This is a genomic window from uncultured Pseudophaeobacter sp. (assembly GCA_905479575.1).
In the GTDB taxonomy this organism is placed as follows: domain Bacteria; phylum Pseudomonadota; class Alphaproteobacteria; order Rhodobacterales; family Rhodobacteraceae; genus Pseudophaeobacter.
This window is the reverse complement of the sequence record CAJQNB010000041.1, coordinates 24,287-40,461: the sequence shown is the minus strand read 5'-3', so window position 1 is coordinate 40,461 and position 16,175 is coordinate 24,287. Positions and strand designations below refer to the sequence as shown.

At 58.1% G+C, this 16,175-nt stretch carries 14 protein-coding genes; 7 read left to right on the top strand and 7 right to left on the bottom strand.

The window, feature by feature from the left end:
• Positions 1–363 precede the first annotated feature (363 nt).
• The 3 genes from QZ268_RS12255 to QZ268_RS12245 all read left to right on the top strand — a co-directional run bounded on the left by QZ268_RS12255 (position 364) and on the right by QZ268_RS12245 (position 4,254).
• The gene (locus QZ268_RS12255) at positions 364–1,512 is read left to right on the top strand and encodes a M10 family metallopeptidase (RefSeq protein ID WP_295452919.1); all 1,149 of its coding nucleotides are present in this window, start codon (positions 364–366) and stop codon (positions 1,510–1,512) included.
• A gap of 48 nt (positions 1,513–1,560) precedes the next feature.
• On the top strand, positions 1,561–2,772 hold the full coding sequence (locus tag QZ268_RS12250) for a multidrug effflux MFS transporter (RefSeq protein WP_295452916.1): 1,212 nt from the start codon (positions 1,561–1,563) through the stop codon (positions 2,770–2,772).
• Between the two features lie 93 nt (positions 2,773–2,865).
• The gene (locus QZ268_RS12245; RefSeq protein ID WP_295452914.1) at positions 2,866–4,254 is read left to right on the top strand and encodes a helix-turn-helix transcriptional regulator; all 1,389 of its coding nucleotides are present in this window, start codon (positions 2,866–2,868) and stop codon (positions 4,252–4,254) included.
• Positions 4,255–4,379: 125 nt separating this feature from the next.
• Here QZ268_RS12245 and QZ268_RS12240 read toward each other — a convergent pair whose 3' ends face one another.
• The 4 genes from QZ268_RS12240 to betC all read right to left on the bottom strand — a co-directional run bounded on the left by QZ268_RS12240 (position 4,380) and on the right by betC (position 9,722).
• Positions 4,380–4,619 (bottom strand): YdcH family protein, encoded by a 240-nt coding sequence (locus tag QZ268_RS12240; protein WP_295452911.1) that lies wholly within the window; start codon positions 4,617–4,619, stop codon positions 4,380–4,382.
• A gap of 215 nt (positions 4,620–4,834) precedes the next feature.
• Entirely contained in the window at positions 4,835–6,490 is a 1,656-nt protein-coding gene (gene betA, locus QZ268_RS12235) for a choline dehydrogenase (RefSeq protein WP_295452909.1), read from the bottom strand.
• Between the two features lie 203 nt (positions 6,491–6,693).
• Positions 6,694–8,151, bottom strand: a complete 1,458-nt coding sequence (betB, locus tag QZ268_RS12230; protein ID WP_295452906.1) for a betaine-aldehyde dehydrogenase — start codon at positions 8,149–8,151, stop codon at positions 6,694–6,696.
• A 62-nt stretch (positions 8,152–8,213) separates the two neighbouring features.
• Entirely contained in the window at positions 8,214–9,722 is a 1,509-nt protein-coding gene (betC, locus tag QZ268_RS12225; protein ID WP_295452903.1) for a choline-sulfatase, read from the bottom strand.
• 361 nt (positions 9,723–10,083) lie between these two features.
• On the opposite strand from betC, the gene betI reads away from it, so the two are divergent.
• A complete protein-coding gene (betI, locus tag QZ268_RS12220) occupies positions 10,084–10,659 on the top strand; it encodes a transcriptional regulator BetI (RefSeq protein ID WP_295452902.1) in 576 nt (191 codons plus the stop codon).
• A 70-nt stretch (positions 10,660–10,729) separates the two neighbouring features.
• On the opposite strand, the gene QZ268_RS12215 is transcribed toward betI, so the two are convergent.
• The 3 genes from QZ268_RS12215 to QZ268_RS12205 all read right to left on the bottom strand — a co-directional run bounded on the left by QZ268_RS12215 (position 10,730) and on the right by QZ268_RS12205 (position 13,478).
• Entirely contained in the window at positions 10,730–11,695 is a 966-nt protein-coding gene (locus QZ268_RS12215) for a DUF1036 domain-containing protein (RefSeq protein ID WP_295452900.1), read from the bottom strand.
• 121 nt (positions 11,696–11,816) lie between these two features.
• Positions 11,817–12,737, bottom strand: coding sequence for a DMT family transporter (locus tag QZ268_RS12210; RefSeq protein ID WP_295452897.1), 921 nt, complete (start codon positions 12,735–12,737; stop codon positions 11,817–11,819).
• Positions 12,738–12,857: 120 nt separating this feature from the next.
• On the bottom strand, positions 12,858–13,478 hold the full coding sequence (locus tag QZ268_RS12205) for a LysE/ArgO family amino acid transporter (RefSeq protein ID WP_295452894.1): 621 nt from the start codon (positions 13,476–13,478) through the stop codon (positions 12,858–12,860).
• A gap of 128 nt (positions 13,479–13,606) precedes the next feature.
• On the opposite strand from QZ268_RS12205, the gene QZ268_RS12200 reads away from it, so the two are divergent.
• The 3 genes from QZ268_RS12200 to QZ268_RS12190 are packed head-to-tail and all read left to right on the top strand — an operon-like array spanning position 13,607 to position 16,120.
• The gene (locus QZ268_RS12200; RefSeq protein WP_295452892.1) at positions 13,607–14,512 is read left to right on the top strand and encodes a LysR family transcriptional regulator ArgP; all 906 of its coding nucleotides are present in this window, start codon (positions 13,607–13,609) and stop codon (positions 14,510–14,512) included.
• 33 nt (positions 14,513–14,545) lie between these two features.
• Positions 14,546–15,238: a nitroreductase family protein gene (locus tag QZ268_RS12195; RefSeq protein WP_295452890.1), complete on the top strand. Its 693-nt coding sequence runs from the start codon at positions 14,546–14,548 to the stop codon at positions 15,236–15,238.
• Between the two features lie 33 nt (positions 15,239–15,271).
• Complete coding sequence (locus QZ268_RS12190; protein ID WP_295452887.1) at positions 15,272–16,120, top strand: ATP-dependent Clp protease proteolytic subunit; 849 nt, start codon at positions 15,272–15,274, stop codon at positions 16,118–16,120.
• Positions 16,121–16,175 lie beyond the last annotated feature (55 nt).

Genomic DNA, 16,175 nt, shown 5'->3' with positions numbered 1-16,175 from the left:
GCCAAGCCAAAGGCCTAAATGGCAAATTTGCAAATATTTTGCATATCAATATCGAATAGTTGAATATTTGCTAACCTTCTCGCATTGTTTCCAAATTCGATTCAATGCAACACATTCTTGCCGTAATGCGTTCACCCTTCGTTCAGCATCAAGGTCGCAGGATCAGGCTCGTCTCAATCAAATTCGGGCAGAGCAATGTTAAGTCGCGATGAAATAATCAAGGCCATGCAATACGAGCGTTTCCACATCAGCAACCCGCTCAACACCACGGGCAGCGCCCCGATCAAGATAACCTACCAATATGCTGGCGGAAGCGAACCTGGAGACCTGCCTACGCAAGCAGACTATGACGGATGGCGCCGCATGAAGGACGCAGAAAAAGCCAGCTTTGAGGCGGCATTGGAGCATATTGAAAGCTACCTCAACGTCGATTTTGTTCAGACCAAACGTACCAGTGACCCGGATTTGAACGTGGCCGCCGTCAGCCTACCCGGCGCCACCATTGGCAGCGGTGGCTACAGCATTCGTTACCAAGACAAGAACATAACCCAATGGGATGGCTTTGTTGCCTATGACGCAACACTGGACTTGACGTCTGAGCGCCATACAGACCTGCTGCTGCATGAGCTGGGACATGCCATGGGGCTACGCCATACATTTGAAGCCGATATTCCCCTGCCGACCCAATATGAAAGCAACCTATTTTCTTTGATGTCCTACCGGGCCAACCCCTTCAACGGCGCGCATAGTGATGCGCTTATGCTGTTTGATGTGCTGGCCCTGCAAAACATCTGGGGCGCTGCAGTCAACAATGAAGAAAACAGCCGCTACACTGGCTGCAGGACCAATACCGTGGACAGCATCTGGGACAGTGGCGGCATCGACGCCCTGGATGCAACGGGTCGCACACACCCGGTGACCCTGGACCTGCGACAAGGGGCTTTCTCTTCCTTTGATACGGAGCATGACCTGATTATAACCTTCAGCACCGAGATCGAAAACGCCTATGGAGCCAAGGGCAATGACCGGGTTATCGGCAATGGTTTGGACAACCTGCTGCGCGGCCATGGCGGCAGGGATCTTTTGGCGGGCAAAGGCGGCGACGACCGGATGAAAGGCGGGGCTGGCGGTGACACCCTGTGGGGGGATCAAGGGGATGATGTGATGCTTGGGGGCCGTGGCGGCGACCGGATGCGCGGTGGAAGTGGCGATGACTTTCTCAGTGGCAACCGCGGCCAAGACAGGTTGGATGGTCAGGCCGGTGATGATTTTCTGATCGGCGGACGCGGCAAAGATGTCTTCATCTTCAAGAATAATGGCGGCTCGGATACCGTCGGCGACTTCAAACCCGGCAAAGATCTTCTGAATATTATCGGCCATGGCACTAGCGCGGATCTGCTGGATCAAGCACGAGACACAGACGAGGGGCTCTTGTTTGAGTTTGGCGCTGGTGACAGCCTGCTGCTACAGGATGTCACATTGGACAGCCTGGGCGATGACTTTCTCGTTTGAGACGATCTTAGAATAGACAATCCCAAAAAGCTAATCTAAGCCCAAGATATGCAAAATTCCCCAAGCTCCCCAAAGCGCGTACTGAGCAAACCGCATATTGCAACATTGATCCTGCTGGCCGGTCTCTCCGCGCTGGGAATGAACCTGCACCTTGCCGCTCTGCCCAGTATGTCCAGCCATTTCGAGGTTGACTACCGAGTGATGCAGCTGTCGGTTTCGCTGTACCTCGCTGGCAACGCAGTTGTGCAGATATTTGTGGGGCCAATTTCGGACCAGATGGGACGCCGCCCGGTGCTCCTGGCCAGCATGGCTTTGTTTCTGGTGGCGACGGTGGGCTGTATCTTTGCCACCAACGTGGAGGTGTTCTTCTTTTTCCGGGTGGCGCAGACTGTCGTCGCCGCCACCATGGTGCTAAGCCGCGCCGCGGTGCGGGATATGTATGATACCAATGACGCAGCCAGCATGATCGGCTATGTCACCATGGGAATGGCCATCGTCCCGATGATTGGCCCCGCCATCGGCGGCTTTCTGGACCAATGGATGGGCTGGACTGCGGTGTTCTGGGCGCTCTTTTTGATGGGTGCCCTGACCCTAGCGATTACCTATTTTGATTTTGGGGAAACCGCACATAAAAGCGGCAAAACGCTGGGTGCACAGTTCGCCGAATACCCTGAACTGCTCTGCTCTCCCCGCTTCTGGGGCTACTCTCTGGCCTCAGGCCTCGCCTCTGGCTCATTCTTTGCCTATCTCGGCGGTGCGCCCTTTTTGGGCACCGAGATTTATGGCCTCAGCAGTGCGGAAATTGGTATCTACCTCTCTGCGCCGGCTGTTGGTTACTTCGTTGGCAACTTTCTCTCGGGTCGGTTTTCTGGTCGGGTCGGGATCAACCGAATGGTGCTGTGGGGCTGTATCATCAATGGGGTTGGCGTGCTCGTTTCGCTCATTATCGCCCTGGCAGGTGCTGATACCTTCCTCACCTTCTTTGGCTTTATGTGCTTTGTCGGCCTGGGCAATGGAATGGCCATTCCCAATGGCACCACCGGCGCGATTTCCGTCCGCCCGCATCTGGCGGGCACCGCCTCCGGCCTGAGCGGCGCCATTATGATTGGCGCCGGCGCTGCGCTGAGCGCCTATGCCGGCTTTCTGTTGAAACCCGATTCTACGGCTGTGCCCCTCTTGCTGTTGATGTTTGCCACCGCCATCGCCGGGCTGGTGGCGATCCTGCTGGTAATCCTGCGTGAAAAGCAATTGAACAGCTAGGCTCAGGATCCATTCATCCGGAGCCGAACTTGCCGCGCCTGTAACTTTGCAATTATACTGCCTTTGGATAGCAGGTTTGCAAAGGTATCTCCAATGGCGACACAGAAACTCTATGCAGGGGCAAAACTGCGCGAAATGCGGACCCGGCTTGAGCTGACACAAAAAGGATTTGCAGCCAAGCTTGGCGTGTCATTGCCCTACCTCAACCAGATGGAAAACAACAACCGGCCGGTATCGACCACCGTCGTTCTGGCGCTGGCGCAGGAGTTTGGCCTGGATGTGACGGAGCTGTCGACAGGCGACAGCGAGCGGCTGGTGAGTGACATGCGCGAAGCCATCGCTGATCCGGTCTTTGCCGATGAGCCCCCGCCCCTGGCCGATCTGCGGCTCACGGCCTCCAATGCCCCTGCACTGGCCCGCGCCTTTCTCAGCCTGCATCGCGCCTATCGCCAAACCCATGAACGGCTTGCCTCGCTGGATGAGGCCCTGGGGCGCGAGGATTCCCGCATTCAGGCCAGCCCCTGGGAAGAAGTGCGCGACTTTTTCCATTATTGCGACAACTACATTGATGCCATGGACCGGGCCGCCGAACGCTTTGCCGGGTCCGCAGATGTGCGGCTTGCTGCCACAACTGCGCTGGAAAACGCCGGCATCACCATTTCCATCACCGATATGGACGGGCTGCGCGGCTATGATCCGAGCACCCGTACGCTGCGGCTCTCTAATCGGTCCAGCCCGCCGACGCAGGTGTTTCAGCTGCTTTTGCAGGTGGCGCTGCTTAGCCAGGAAAGCCTGCTGGAGGCGACATTGGATTTTGCCCGCTTCCAAAGCGATGAGGCCCGAGCCATCGCCAAAATTGGCCTCGCCAACTATTTCGCCGGGGCCGCGCTGATGCCCTATGGTCGCTTTCTTGCTGCCGCCCAAGAGGACCGTCACGACCTGGAGCGCCTCGCCACCCGGTTTGGTGCCTCAATCGAACAGGTGGCGCATCGCCTTTCAACGCTGCAACGTCCCGGCGCCAAGGGTATTCCGTTTTTCTTCGTCCGCGTGGATCAGGCAGGCACCATCACCAAACGCCACTCTGCCACACGGCTACAATTTGCCCGTTTTGGCGGTGCCTGCCCCCTGTGGAACGTGCACCGCGCCTTTGAAACGCCTGGGCGTTTCCTGCGGCAATTGGCCGAAACCCCGGACGGGGTGCGCTATATCTCGCTGGCGCGGGATGTGTCCAAATCAGGCGGCTCCTTTGGCTCGCCCGTGCGGCGCTACGCCATCTCTCTGGGCTGCGAAGTGCGTCATGCTCAGGCCCTGGTCTATGCTGACAATCTGGAAATGAGCCATGCCTCCGCCTATGAGCCCATCGGCATTTCTTGCCGCATCTGTGAGCGTAAAACCTGCCATCAGCGCTCGGTTCCGCCATTGGAACGCCGCCTCAGCATCAACAATGATCAGCGCGGCATTCTGCCCTACGAAGTAAGCTGAAGACCAGCTGCCCCCAGAGCTGAACAACAAAAATGGGGGGCGTCAAACGCCCCCCTGATACTCGTGACTGAACATATCACTGCGCTGCCTCCATCTGTTTCAGATCTTCGCAGCCCTAGCAGACATCAGGCCTTGGCCAGGATGTTCCAGATCTCGTCTTTCAATGCGCCGCGCTTTTTGCGCAGTTCCACCTCGGCCAGCTCTTCCAGTGGCTCGACGTTGGTTTCGGCGCGGTGTACCGCGCGGTTGACCTCATGGTACTCATCCGCAAGCTTGGAAAAATGCGCATCGTTTTGTTTCAACTGGCTCATGGCTTCCACTTTGTCGGGGAATTCTTCTGCCAGTTCATGGGGGGTATTGGACATCTGTTCGCTCCTTATATTTGGGTCAAGAACAGGCTATTGCCCCCAGCCCTCCGTCACATTGACGCGGATCAAACAAACATCTGAAAACACAAATATGGCGGCATTTTTTCTGCCCCAAATCCCGTAGGCAAACAGCCCAGCCGCCGACGAAAAAAGCCGCCGCTCCCAAACAACAGGAACGACGGCTTGCCGCCTTTGTGGACTGCAAAACAGCCCTAACGTTGGCTCTCCTGCCAGTTTTTATTGAACCAGGGTTCGGCATTAGAGGCAGGCAATCGCCGTCCCAGAATATGGTCTGCCGCCTTCTCCCCTGTCATGATTGAGGGGCCGTTCAGGTTACCATTGGTAATGCGTGGAAAAATGGAACTGTCGGCAACGCGCAGCCCTTCGACGCCAATCACCCGACATTCAGGATCAACCACTGCCATCGGATCCTCCAGCGCGCCCATTTTACAGGTGCCACAGGGATGATAGGCGCTTTCCGCATGTTCACGGATAAAGCCGTCAATCTCCGCATCGCTTTGCAAAGCGTCACCAGGCTGGATCTCGTGCTTCACAAAGGGCGTCATGGCCTCCTGTGCAAAGACCTCTCGCGTCAGGCGCACACATTTGCGGAAATCAATCCAGTCCTGTTCCGTCGACATATAGTTGAAGAAAATCTTTGGCGCCTCTTTGGGGTCAGCGCTGGCGAGGGTAATCTCGCCACGCGATTCTGAACGCATCGGCCCCACATGGGCCTGAAACCCGTGCCCTTCAGCCGCAGCCTGACCGTCATAGCGCACCGCAATGGGCAGGAAATGGTATTGGATATCTGGATAATCGACCCCTTTGTCGGACCGGATGAAGGCCGCGCTTTCAAACTGGTTCGAGGCCCCCAGCCCGGTCTTGCTAAAGAACCACTGGGCCCCAACCCAGGCCTTGCCCAAAAGGTTCCAGTATTTGAACAGGGTGATGGGCTGTTTGCAGGCATATTGGAAATAGAATTCCAGGTGATCCTGCAGGTTTTTCCCAACGCCGGGACGGTCTGCAACCACCTCGATGCCATGCTCCGCTAGCTGTTCCGCCGGACCAATGCCCGACAGCATCAACAGTTTCGGCGAATTGATTGAACTGGCGGCCAGAATGACCTCGATCTCGGCCTCAATGACCTCAACCTTGCCGCCGCGCTCAATCTCGACCCCGGTGGCGCGGCCTTCGGTGATCACCACCTTGCGGGCAAACCCCCGGATCATCTCGCAATTGTCCCGCTTGAGCGCAGGCCGCAGATAGGCATTGGCGGCTGACCATCGCTGGCCTTTGTAAACGGTCATCTCCATAGGGCCAAAGCCCTCTTGTTGCTCACCGTTGTAATCTTCGGTCACCGGGTAGCCCGCCTGCGCGCCTGCCGATACAAAGGCATCATGCAGTGGGTTGTCGCGGGGGCCACGGGTCACATGCAGCGGGCCATCCGTGCCGCGCCAGTCGGCATCGCCGCCCTGCCCGCGGCTGTCCCAGGTTTCCATCCGTTTGAAATAGGGCAGCACATCCGCATAGGACCACCCCTGGGCGCCGCTTTCGGCCCAATGGTTGTAATCGCCCGCGTGGCCGCGCACATAGACCATGCCGTTGATAGAAGAAGAGCCGCCAACCACCTTGCCGCGCGGTGTCACCAACTCACGATTGTCCAAATGTGGCTCGGGCTGGGATTTGTAGCCCCAGTCGTAGAGCGACATATTCATCGGATAAGACAGCGCTCCCGGCATCTGGATCAGCGGCCCGACATCCGTGCCACCATGTTCGATAACCAGAACGGATTTCCCCGCCTCAGACAGACGATAGGCCATGGCGCAGCCCGCCGAGCCCGCCCCCACAATCACATAATCCGCTTTCATCACTTCTCTCCGTCGCGCATTTGGGGCTGGTCAAGACAGCCGTCAGGCCCCGCGCGCCGGCGCGGGCTCGTCCTTGAGGCAGCCCAAAATCGCCTCTTCATTGGCTTGAGATCTGCTGAGGCAGGCATCGCGGCCTCAGCAGCCCCTTGTCTTTGCCCATTCGGGCAACGGGGCGGGTGGGTGGGCGTTGCCTGAATGGGCAATCAGAACGCCGCCTCAACATCGCCCATACGCACGTAAACCGATTTCACCTGGCTAAAATGCTTGATCGCCTCTTTGGAGTTCTCACGCCCCACGCCGGATGCCTTGACCCCACCAAAGGGCGCTTCAACAGGTGCGTCGTTGTAGGAGTTGATAAAGCAGCTGCCGGCCTCCAGATTGCCAATCACCCGGTGTGCGCGGGTGAAATCCTTGGTGAACACCCCGGCGGACAGGCCGAACTCGGTGTCATTGGCACGCGCCACCACCTCTTCTTCGCTGTCAAAATCCAGTACTGACATGACCGGGCCAAAAATCTCTTCGCGGGCAATTGTCATATCATCGGTGACATCGGCAAACACGGTGGGCTGCAGGTACCAGCCCGGCATGTCGCAGCGTGCGCCGCCACAGATCAGCCGCGCCCCCTCGGCTTTGCCCTTTTCAATGTAGCCCAGAACGATATTCATCTGGTTTTCATTGACCATGGGACCAAAACTGGTCGCCTCATCCATGGGATCGCCAATAACCGCATTGCCGGTCCGTTCCGCCAAACGCGCCAGGAATTTCTCCTTGATGCCTTTTTGAACAAACACCCGCGTGCCATTCGAGCAGACCTGCCCGGAGGAGTAGAAATTGCCATTAATGGCTCCGCCCACGGCATTGTCGATATCCGCGTCATCAAAGACGATCATTGGCGATTTACCACCCAGCTCCATGGTGACATGTTTCATGTCGGCAGCGGCCGCAGCATAGACTTTCTTACCGGTGGGCACCGATCCGGTCAGCGAAACCTTGTCGACGCGGGGATCTGTCACCAGCGCGGCACCCACCTCGCCCATGCCCTGAACCACGTTAAAAACCCCGGCTGGCAGCCCGGCCTCATGCAGGACCTCGGCAACCTTCAAGGCACAGAGCGGCGTGGCCTCAGAGGGTTTGAACACCATGCTATTCCCACAGGCCAGCGCAGGCGCGCCCTTCCAGCAGGCAATTTGCGTCGGGTAGTTCCAGGCCCCAATCCCAACACAAAGCCCCAGGGCCTCGCGCATGGTATAGACCCAGTCCTCGCCCAGTGGGATATGCTCTCCGGTCAGGCTGCCAGCCAGGCCGCCAAAATACTCCAATGCGTCGGCACCAGAAGTGGCATCCGCCACCAGAGTCTCCTGCAGCGGCTTGCCGGTATCATAGGTTTCCAACACCGAAAGTTCGTGATTGCGCGCGCGGATGATGTCAGCAGCCCGGCGCAGGATGCGGCCACGCTCAGTCCCACTCATCTTGGCCCAGGCCTTTTGAGCAGCCTTGCCACTGGCAAGGGCCTGTTCAACGATGGCCGGGGTTGCGGCGTGTACCGTGGCGATCTGGTCGCCGGTCGCAGCATAAATCACCGGGATTGGCGTTCCGGCGGTGTCTTCGACATAGGCGCCATTGATGAAATGGCTGGCTTTGGGTTGGGCGGGATGAGTCATGATTTTATGCCTCCGGCGGGGATATTTGGGGCCAAATGAACTGGCGGGATTTAAATTTCGGGCTATTCGCCACGGGGAAAGCGTTTGGTGTCCTCAAGCGTGTTGAGATCCATGTGGTTGCGCATGTAGCGCTCGGAGGCTTTTTGCAGTGGCTGGTAATCCCAGGGGTAGTACCCCCCCTGGCGCAGGGCCTCATAGACCACCCAACGACAGGCCTGGCTGGCGCGGACATCGGCGTCAAACCGGGCCAGATCCCAGCGCGCTTCGGACTTGGCCTTGAGCGTCTGAAGGGTGCCTGCATGGGCCGGATCATCTGCCAGATTGTGACGCTCCAGCGGGTCGGCCTCCAGATCAAACAGCTGATCCGGGTCCAGGCTGCAGCGGTTGTATTTCCACTTGCCATAGCGCAGGGACACCAGCGGCGCATAAGAGGCCTCGGCGGCATATTCCATTGCTACCGGAGCGCTGCGCTCCACACCTTTGGCCAGGGGACACAGATCTTCGCCATCGGTCCAGGGGGCGATCTCTTCCATCGGCAGACCGGCCAGCGCCCCCAGGGTCGGGTTCACATCCAGCGTTGACACCGGAGTTTCAACCAGCCCTGCAGGCAGGTCGGGCGAGGAAATCATCAGCGGCACCCGCGCCGAGCCGTCATAAAAGCTCATCTTGAACCAAAGGCCCCGCTCGCCCAGCATATCGCCGTGATCCGAGACAAACAGGATGGTGGCTTCTTGCCGGGTGTCTTCCAGCACCTGCAGGATCTCCCCGATCTTGTCATCCAGATAAGAGATATTGGCAAAATAGGCGCGGCGCGCCCGTTTGATATGGTCCTCGGTGATGTCAAAGCTGCGCCAGTCATTGGCGTCAAAGATCCGCTTGGCATGGTTGTCGTGATCCGCGTAGTCCATCGCCGGGGTCTGCGGCAGCAAATGCTCGCAATCCTCATAGAGATCCCAGTATTTTTTGCGGGCGACATAGGGATCATGGGGATGGGTAAAGCTGACCGTCAGTGCCCAGGGGCGATCGTCCAACCCGCGCGACAGCTCATACAGCTTGGCGGTGGCGTTATAGGCGACCTCATCATCGTATTCCATCTGGTTCGAGGTCTCGGCAACCCCGGCCCCGGTGACCGAGCCCATGTTGTGATACCACCACTCAATACGCTCACCAGGTTTGCGATAATCCGGCGTCCAGCCAAAATCGGCGGGGTAGATATCGGTGGTCAGACGATCCTCGAACCCATGCAGCTGGTCGGGGCCGACAAAATGCATCTTGCCCGACAGGCAGGTGTAATAGCCGGCGCGGCGCAGATGATGGGCATAGGTGGGAATATCAGAGCGGAACTCAGCCGCATTATCATAAACGCCAGTGCGCGAGGGCAGCTGCCCCGACATAAACGAAGCACGCCCCGGCGCACAAAGCGGCGACGCGGTATAGGCATTGGCAAAGCGGGTTGAGCGCGCCGCCAGCTTTTTCAGGTTTGGCGCATGCAGCCAGTCCGCGGGCCCATCCGGAAACAGTGTCCCGTTCAACTGATCAACCATAAGAACCAGAATATTTGGCTTTGTCATCTGCATTGCGTCCTATGTTTTCAGGGGCTTCACCCCATTTTGTTCCGTTCGTCTTAGCCCCACACCGGAGCGATACTTTGTTTACGTCACTTTCTGACGCGCCACCTCCTTGTCGACGGTGCAAAGGCGGCAAGTCAAAGCCTGTCAATGGAGCAAGGCTCCCATGATGGTTGTTGCGCCCGTGGACCCGGCCCCTGAACCTGGACCCGCGGAGTTGGCCCCGCGGAGTTGGCCCTGTGGACATCGAAAGGCCTTCTAGCATGAAAACCTACCCCTCCAAACATATTTTTGAATGGTCATTCAAGTTTAGTTTGAGACATCAACAGTTGAAACCTGCCTCCAAGTGGCGCAAAACTTCGTCATGGGAAGAAAACGCATTAGAGACATTCGCAACGAAGAGCTGATCGCAGCCACCATTGTCGCTGTTCACAAACGCGGCTACTCTGTTGTTACAATGGCAGAAATCGCGCGAGAGGCTGGTGCCTCTGCGGCATCGATCAACTATTACTTCGGATCAAAGGAAGGCCTGATGGAGGCCACTATGCGGCATTTGCTGCGTAAATTGCGCACCGCGATGATTGCTGGCTACAGCGCAGCCAGAACGCCGGAAGAGCGGCTTTATGCGGTAATGGATGCCAATTTCTCGGATGCGCTTTTTACTGTGCCGCAGTGCAGTCTCTGGATGCAGTTCTGGGCCAACGCCCCCTATTCACCCCGCCTTGCGCGGCTGCATCGAATCAATCGCACCCGTGTCCGCAGCCATGTGCGGGCTGAGCTGGCCAATCTGTTGCCCGCTGAGCAAATCGAAACAGCGCGCAGCGCCCTGCAGTGCTATATGGATGGCGTCTGGCTGCAAGCTGCGCAATCAGAAAGCAGTGTCGACGCCAAAGCTGCCCGCCTGGCAGCGCACCGGGTGGTTGATCTGTCCCTCTCCTAGCCCCATTCAGCCAAGGCCTGCCCACTCGACAGTGTTCTGGTGCCAGAACGAGACTACCAGCTTGGCGGGGTCAAGGCGATGAATGCCTGAAATACCGATGTTCTGTGCGCCTGGGCAAGTAGATCAACTCCAGAACCGTCTCGGACACCTTTTTGATCTCGTAGCATAACCCGGTGCCACCCTGACTGTCCCACGCATAAAGGTAGGGGCCAAAACCGTCAAATTCATCGCAAAACGGCATCACCGACAGATATTCCAAAGAGGTCAGCGCACCGCCGTAGTTGCTCTGCCTCTCATTGCCGATAATTGTAAATTGATCCTTGCTATCGGTCTCGGAAAACCAGTTCCCCTGCAACTGCTTAAGCACCCTGTCCTCTTCGTTTGGCGCCCGCACCTTTACCGATCGCAAGGCAATCTCGACCGAATGGTCAAAGAGCCCGACCCAGTCTCCTTCGATCTGCACCGGCGTTGCTTTGGCCATCCCCCGTAAGGTCGCAAAAACCTCTGGCGGTGTCCTGTTGTCTTCGACCACGGTGAAAACCCGTCCCGAGCCGATAAACCTGCAAAACTGGAATCTGCCCCGAAACATAACGCTGCAATCTAGAAACACGACCTCCCCGGAAAACGGGCCCCCCCAGGTTCCCGGCTCTCGACTGGCGCGCACCTCCAAGGGGGTGGAATGCGTGCTCAGGTTCTGGCGAAAATTCTTGTTGCCAAGGCCAGTATCTATTTTTGCAAAATAGGTTTTGTCATGGCCACGTGCCTCACAATCATTGTCCCCGCCGATGGTGAAAAGCTCTGGCTGGGTACAAAAGGAAAGCATGTCGTGGTGGAATGTCCGCTCCGGGTTTCGGGCGTGATAATAGTAGAACCGATACTGCAAATCGCCATGGATCGGCGTCACGCAGTCCGAGGCGTCCACTGTCCACCAGCCTTCTGAGACCCAGTGCCCGTCTTGTTTGAACCCCACCGCCACTTCGTGGGGCAGGTCAGTGTCATTGCAGATCATCAGCTCAGCCCGGGCTGGGCTGATCAACCCGCTGAACAGACAGATAAGCGCACTTAGAATTATTTTTTTCTGCAAAATTATGGGTAAAGCTCCCCACGCATTACACAGGCATCCCTGTCAGTTCCAAACTCTAGCACCGTCTTGAGCCCTACACCTTTGTTGCAGCATCAGGAGGCGTAATCGCCCGCCTTTTTAGCATTGCCTCGCGCCAGGTGATAAAGCTGATGGCAGCCAGGATAAGCCCACCACCAAAAACGACCCAGATGTCCACTGGCTCGGAAAACACCAAGGCTCCCAGTAACGTCGCCCAGATCAGTTGAAGAAAGGTAACCGGCTGTGTCACCGTCACCGGGGCTGCCGCAAAGGCAAGCGTCATGGTGAAATGACCCGCAGTGGCAAAACAGGCCACAGCAAAGAGAATGGCAAGTTCTCCCAGGCTCGGAGTGACCCAAACCACCGCCGCAAAGGGGGCCAGCCCCAGCGTCACCCAGATCGACAGCATGGCCACCACCATCACCGGGTTGGTGTCGTCGACAGTAAACTTGGCCAGCAGGTATGAGGCGCCAAAGGCCAGGGCGGTAAACATCATGGCAATATGTCCCGGAGAGATCTCTCGGAACCCGGGGCGCAGAATGATCACTGCGCCGATCAGGGCTGCAACAACCGCTGCGATCCGTCGCGCTGCCAGTTTTTCACCCAAAAATACGGCCGCCCCCAGGGTCACATAGATCGGCGACAGGTAGTTCATTGCCGTCACCTCGGCCAAGGGGATCTGGGTCATGGCAAAAAACCACAACATAACGCCGCCGGAATGCACCACGCCTCGGCCGACAAACAGGAGCCAGAGTTTTGGCGTTAGCGCTGTCTTGCGCAGACTTCCAATCAATGGGATCAGAAACACCAATCCCAGCAGATAGCGCAAAAAAGCAGATTCAGCCGGGGGGATACGGTCGCCAAGGTATTTCACCAGAGCCGTCACCGCCACAAAGCATAGACCCGTTACAAACATCCAGAAAACACCAAGCATTGGATGTTTACTGCTCTCGGGTTCTGCCACGTGCCTAGTCATTTTCAATCTGCCTGTTCATGGCGCCGACAGAACACACATTCGGCACGCCATACAACCCTTCACAAGTAAATCACCTCAAATGAGATTGCTTGACCGCCCCCCTGCGCAAGCCGCCACTTCTCACATCAAGAGCAGCTTTAGCGAAATGGCCCACATGGTCAGGCCAACAAGGACATCCAGAACCTGCCAGGCGCCAGGGCGGGCAAAAACTGGCGCCAACAGGCTGGCGCCATAGCCCAAAGAAAAGAAAAACGTAAAACTGGCCAGCATGGCGCCAAGACCAAAAACCAGCGGGTCGGCATATTGTGCGGAAATAGACCCCAGTAAAACAACCGTATCCAGGTAGACATGTGGGTTCAGCCAGGTCAGGGCCAGAACCGTTGTGAGCACGGGTAAAAGCGGCCTTTTGCCAGCGTCCTGCCCAGCGTCAAGCATCTCACCGCCGCGCCAAGCGGCCAACAGGCTGCGGGCGCCATACCAGGCCAGGAACGCCGCGCCACCAAACCGCATCACCGGTTCGAACCAGGGAAAGGCCACAGCCAGGGATCCAAAGCCAAGGACACCAGCAGCAATCAACAAGGCATCAGATCCGGCACAGGCCAGGCAGACCCAGAACACATGCTGACGCCGCAGCCCCTGGCGCAACACAAAGGCATTTTGTGCGCCAATCGCTAGGATCAGGCTAAAGCCAAGACCAAAGCCGGCAAACAGGCTGGGCGGGAGAGACGTCAGTAGCGGCATAAACTGGGTACTTTCGGTTGTGCGGTGTCTGGTATCGCTGGCGGCCTCAGCCCCCGATCCTGACTTTGACTACCCTGCACCAATAACGTAGTAAAATTAATTACACTCACCCAAAGTAAGACATTCTAATGCAATTTGACCCCAACCACCTTTCGGCGCTGGCCGCCGTCCTGCGCCTGGGCAGCTTTGAGGCCGCAGCCCATAATCTGTCTGTCACCCCCTCGGCGGTGTCACAGCGGATCAAGGCTCTGGAAGAGCGGGTGGGTACGGCCCTGGTCAAACGCGGGCTGCCCTGCACCGGCACAGAAGCCGGGCTGCGGCTGGCAAAACACGCCGAAGATGTCGCGATACTGGAGGGTCAGGTGTCCAACGCCCTGGCGCTGGACCAAAACAGCCCACAGACGCCGCCGCATCTGCGCATTGCCGTCAATGCCGACAGCCTGGCGACCTGGTTCATCTCTGCCATGGCGGCCACGCCGGGGCTGCTGTTTGATCTGGTCATTGATGATCAGGACCACAGCACCGATTGGCTGAAACGCGGCGAGGTCTCCGCCGCCGTCACCAGCCACAGCGCCCCGGTCACCGGCTGCAATGCCCAGCCCCTGGGCGCGATGCCCTATGAGGCCAGTGCCAGCCCCACCTTCATGCAAAAATGGTTTGGTCAGGGCATCACCCCGGAAACGCTCGCCCAGGCGCCGCAGCTGATTTATAATGCAAAGGATGCCCTGCAACAGCGCTGGGTCCAGCAGCAGTTTGGGCGCCAGATCACCGCCCCCTGCCATTTCATCCCCTCAACACAGGGGTTTGCCGACGGGGCGCAGGCAGGCCTGGGGTGGGGCATGAACCCGGTTCAACTGATTGAGCCCGCGCTGAATTCCGGCGCCCTGGTGCCTTTGCTGCCCAACAGCGCACTAAAAATTGACCTCACATGGCAGGTGAGCCGTGTTATGGCCTCAGCGCTGGCGCCTTTGACACGGGCAGTGTTAGGCTCGGCCAAACAACATCTGATCCAGCCCCCCCGCAGGGGGGAGTAGATCGCCCCCCGTCCCCGCTCTGGAGCACCCAACATGTTCGCAAAATCTGCCCTCAGTTACGCGCCGGTGCCGCTGCCAGATCGTGCGGACTACTCTGATGCGGAGATGCAAACCAAAGCAGCAGAGTACCTCGCGCATATGCAGCGACGCCACACAGTGCGCGATTTCACCACGCGGCCGGTTGCCCGCACGGTGATTGAGCAATGTATCAAAACCGCCGGTACGGCGCCTTCGGGGGCCAATCATCAACCCTGGCATTTTGTCGCCATTGCTAACCCCGCGTTGAAACAACAGATCCGCCAGGAGGCCGAGGCAGAAGAGCGCCGGTTTTACGCCGGTGGCGCCGGGGACGAATGGATCAAGGCACTGGAGCCCATTGGCACCACTGCCGAAAAGCCGCATCTGACCATAGCGCCCTGGCTGGTCGTCGTCTTTGCCCAGCGCTGGGGAGAGTTTGACGACGGCACCCGCTACAAAAACTACTACGTTCCCGAAAGCGTCAATATCGCCACCGGATTTCTGTTGGCCGCGCTGCATACTGTCGGGCTGTGCAGTCTGACCCATACCCCCAACCCGATGAAGTTTCTCAATGCCGCACTTGGGCGTCCTGCCTCGGAAAAGCCCACGATGATCATCGCCGTAGGACATCCCAGCCCAGACGCCAAGGTGCCCAGCGTTGCCAAGGTGAAAAAGCCCCTGCAAGACATTTCGACGGTTTTTGAATGAGACGCCTCATCCGCCCAGGCTTTGGTTGGCTAGATGAGTGCTGAGCCGCGCAGCCTAGGCGCAAGCCTCCTGTGGCATATCCTGCTGCCACGCGGGCTGGCGCTGCTGCTGTGGTGGGGGGGCAATCACCTGATCCAAATGCCGCCCAGCCTGGTCTGGGGGCTGATCGCTGCGGATTTTCTCTGCCTGCTCTGGGTAAGCCGTGCCTATCTGCGGGTCGCCGACGCCCATATGCTCAGCTCTGGGGCCATGGCGCCGATCTGGGGCGGCTATCTGCTGTTGCTGCTCTCGGTGCTCGCCTCACTGTCCCTATGGTGGCAGGCCCTGCTGATCGCCAACCGCCCGCCCGAAGGGCTCAGCTATTCTGAACAGCGTGCCCAGGACCATGCGGATCGCTACAGTCTGACCCTGTCACAGGATGGGCGCGCGTTGATTTTTTCCGGCGAGGTAACCTTTGGACTGACCAAGACCATCAAGGCGCAGCTGCTGCTGCACCCCGAGGTTCAGCAGCTGCAGCTTACCAGTCCAGGCGGCCATATCTATGAGGCTCGCGGGGTGGCCCAGCTGATCCGGGTGCAGGGGATTTCCACCCTGGCACCCGGGCTCTGTGCCTCGGCCTGTACCCTGATATTTGCTGCTGGAACCACGCGTCAATTGGGCCCCAAGGGACAGCTGGGATTTCATGGCTACTCGCTTGAAATATTTGGCGGTTTGCCGCAGATCGACCTGATGGCGGAGCAGCGCAAGGACGGGGATTTCCTTGTTGACCAGGGTGTCACCCCTGGTTTTATCCAGCAGATCTACGCCATTGCCCCAACAGAGCTTTGGCGGCCCAGCCCGGAGCTGCTATGGGCTGGCGGCATGTTGCGCAGTGCGCCTTAGACCATTCAATCCCCCACCCACTCCCTCCCCCACAAAGAGGTCACCCACAAACAGA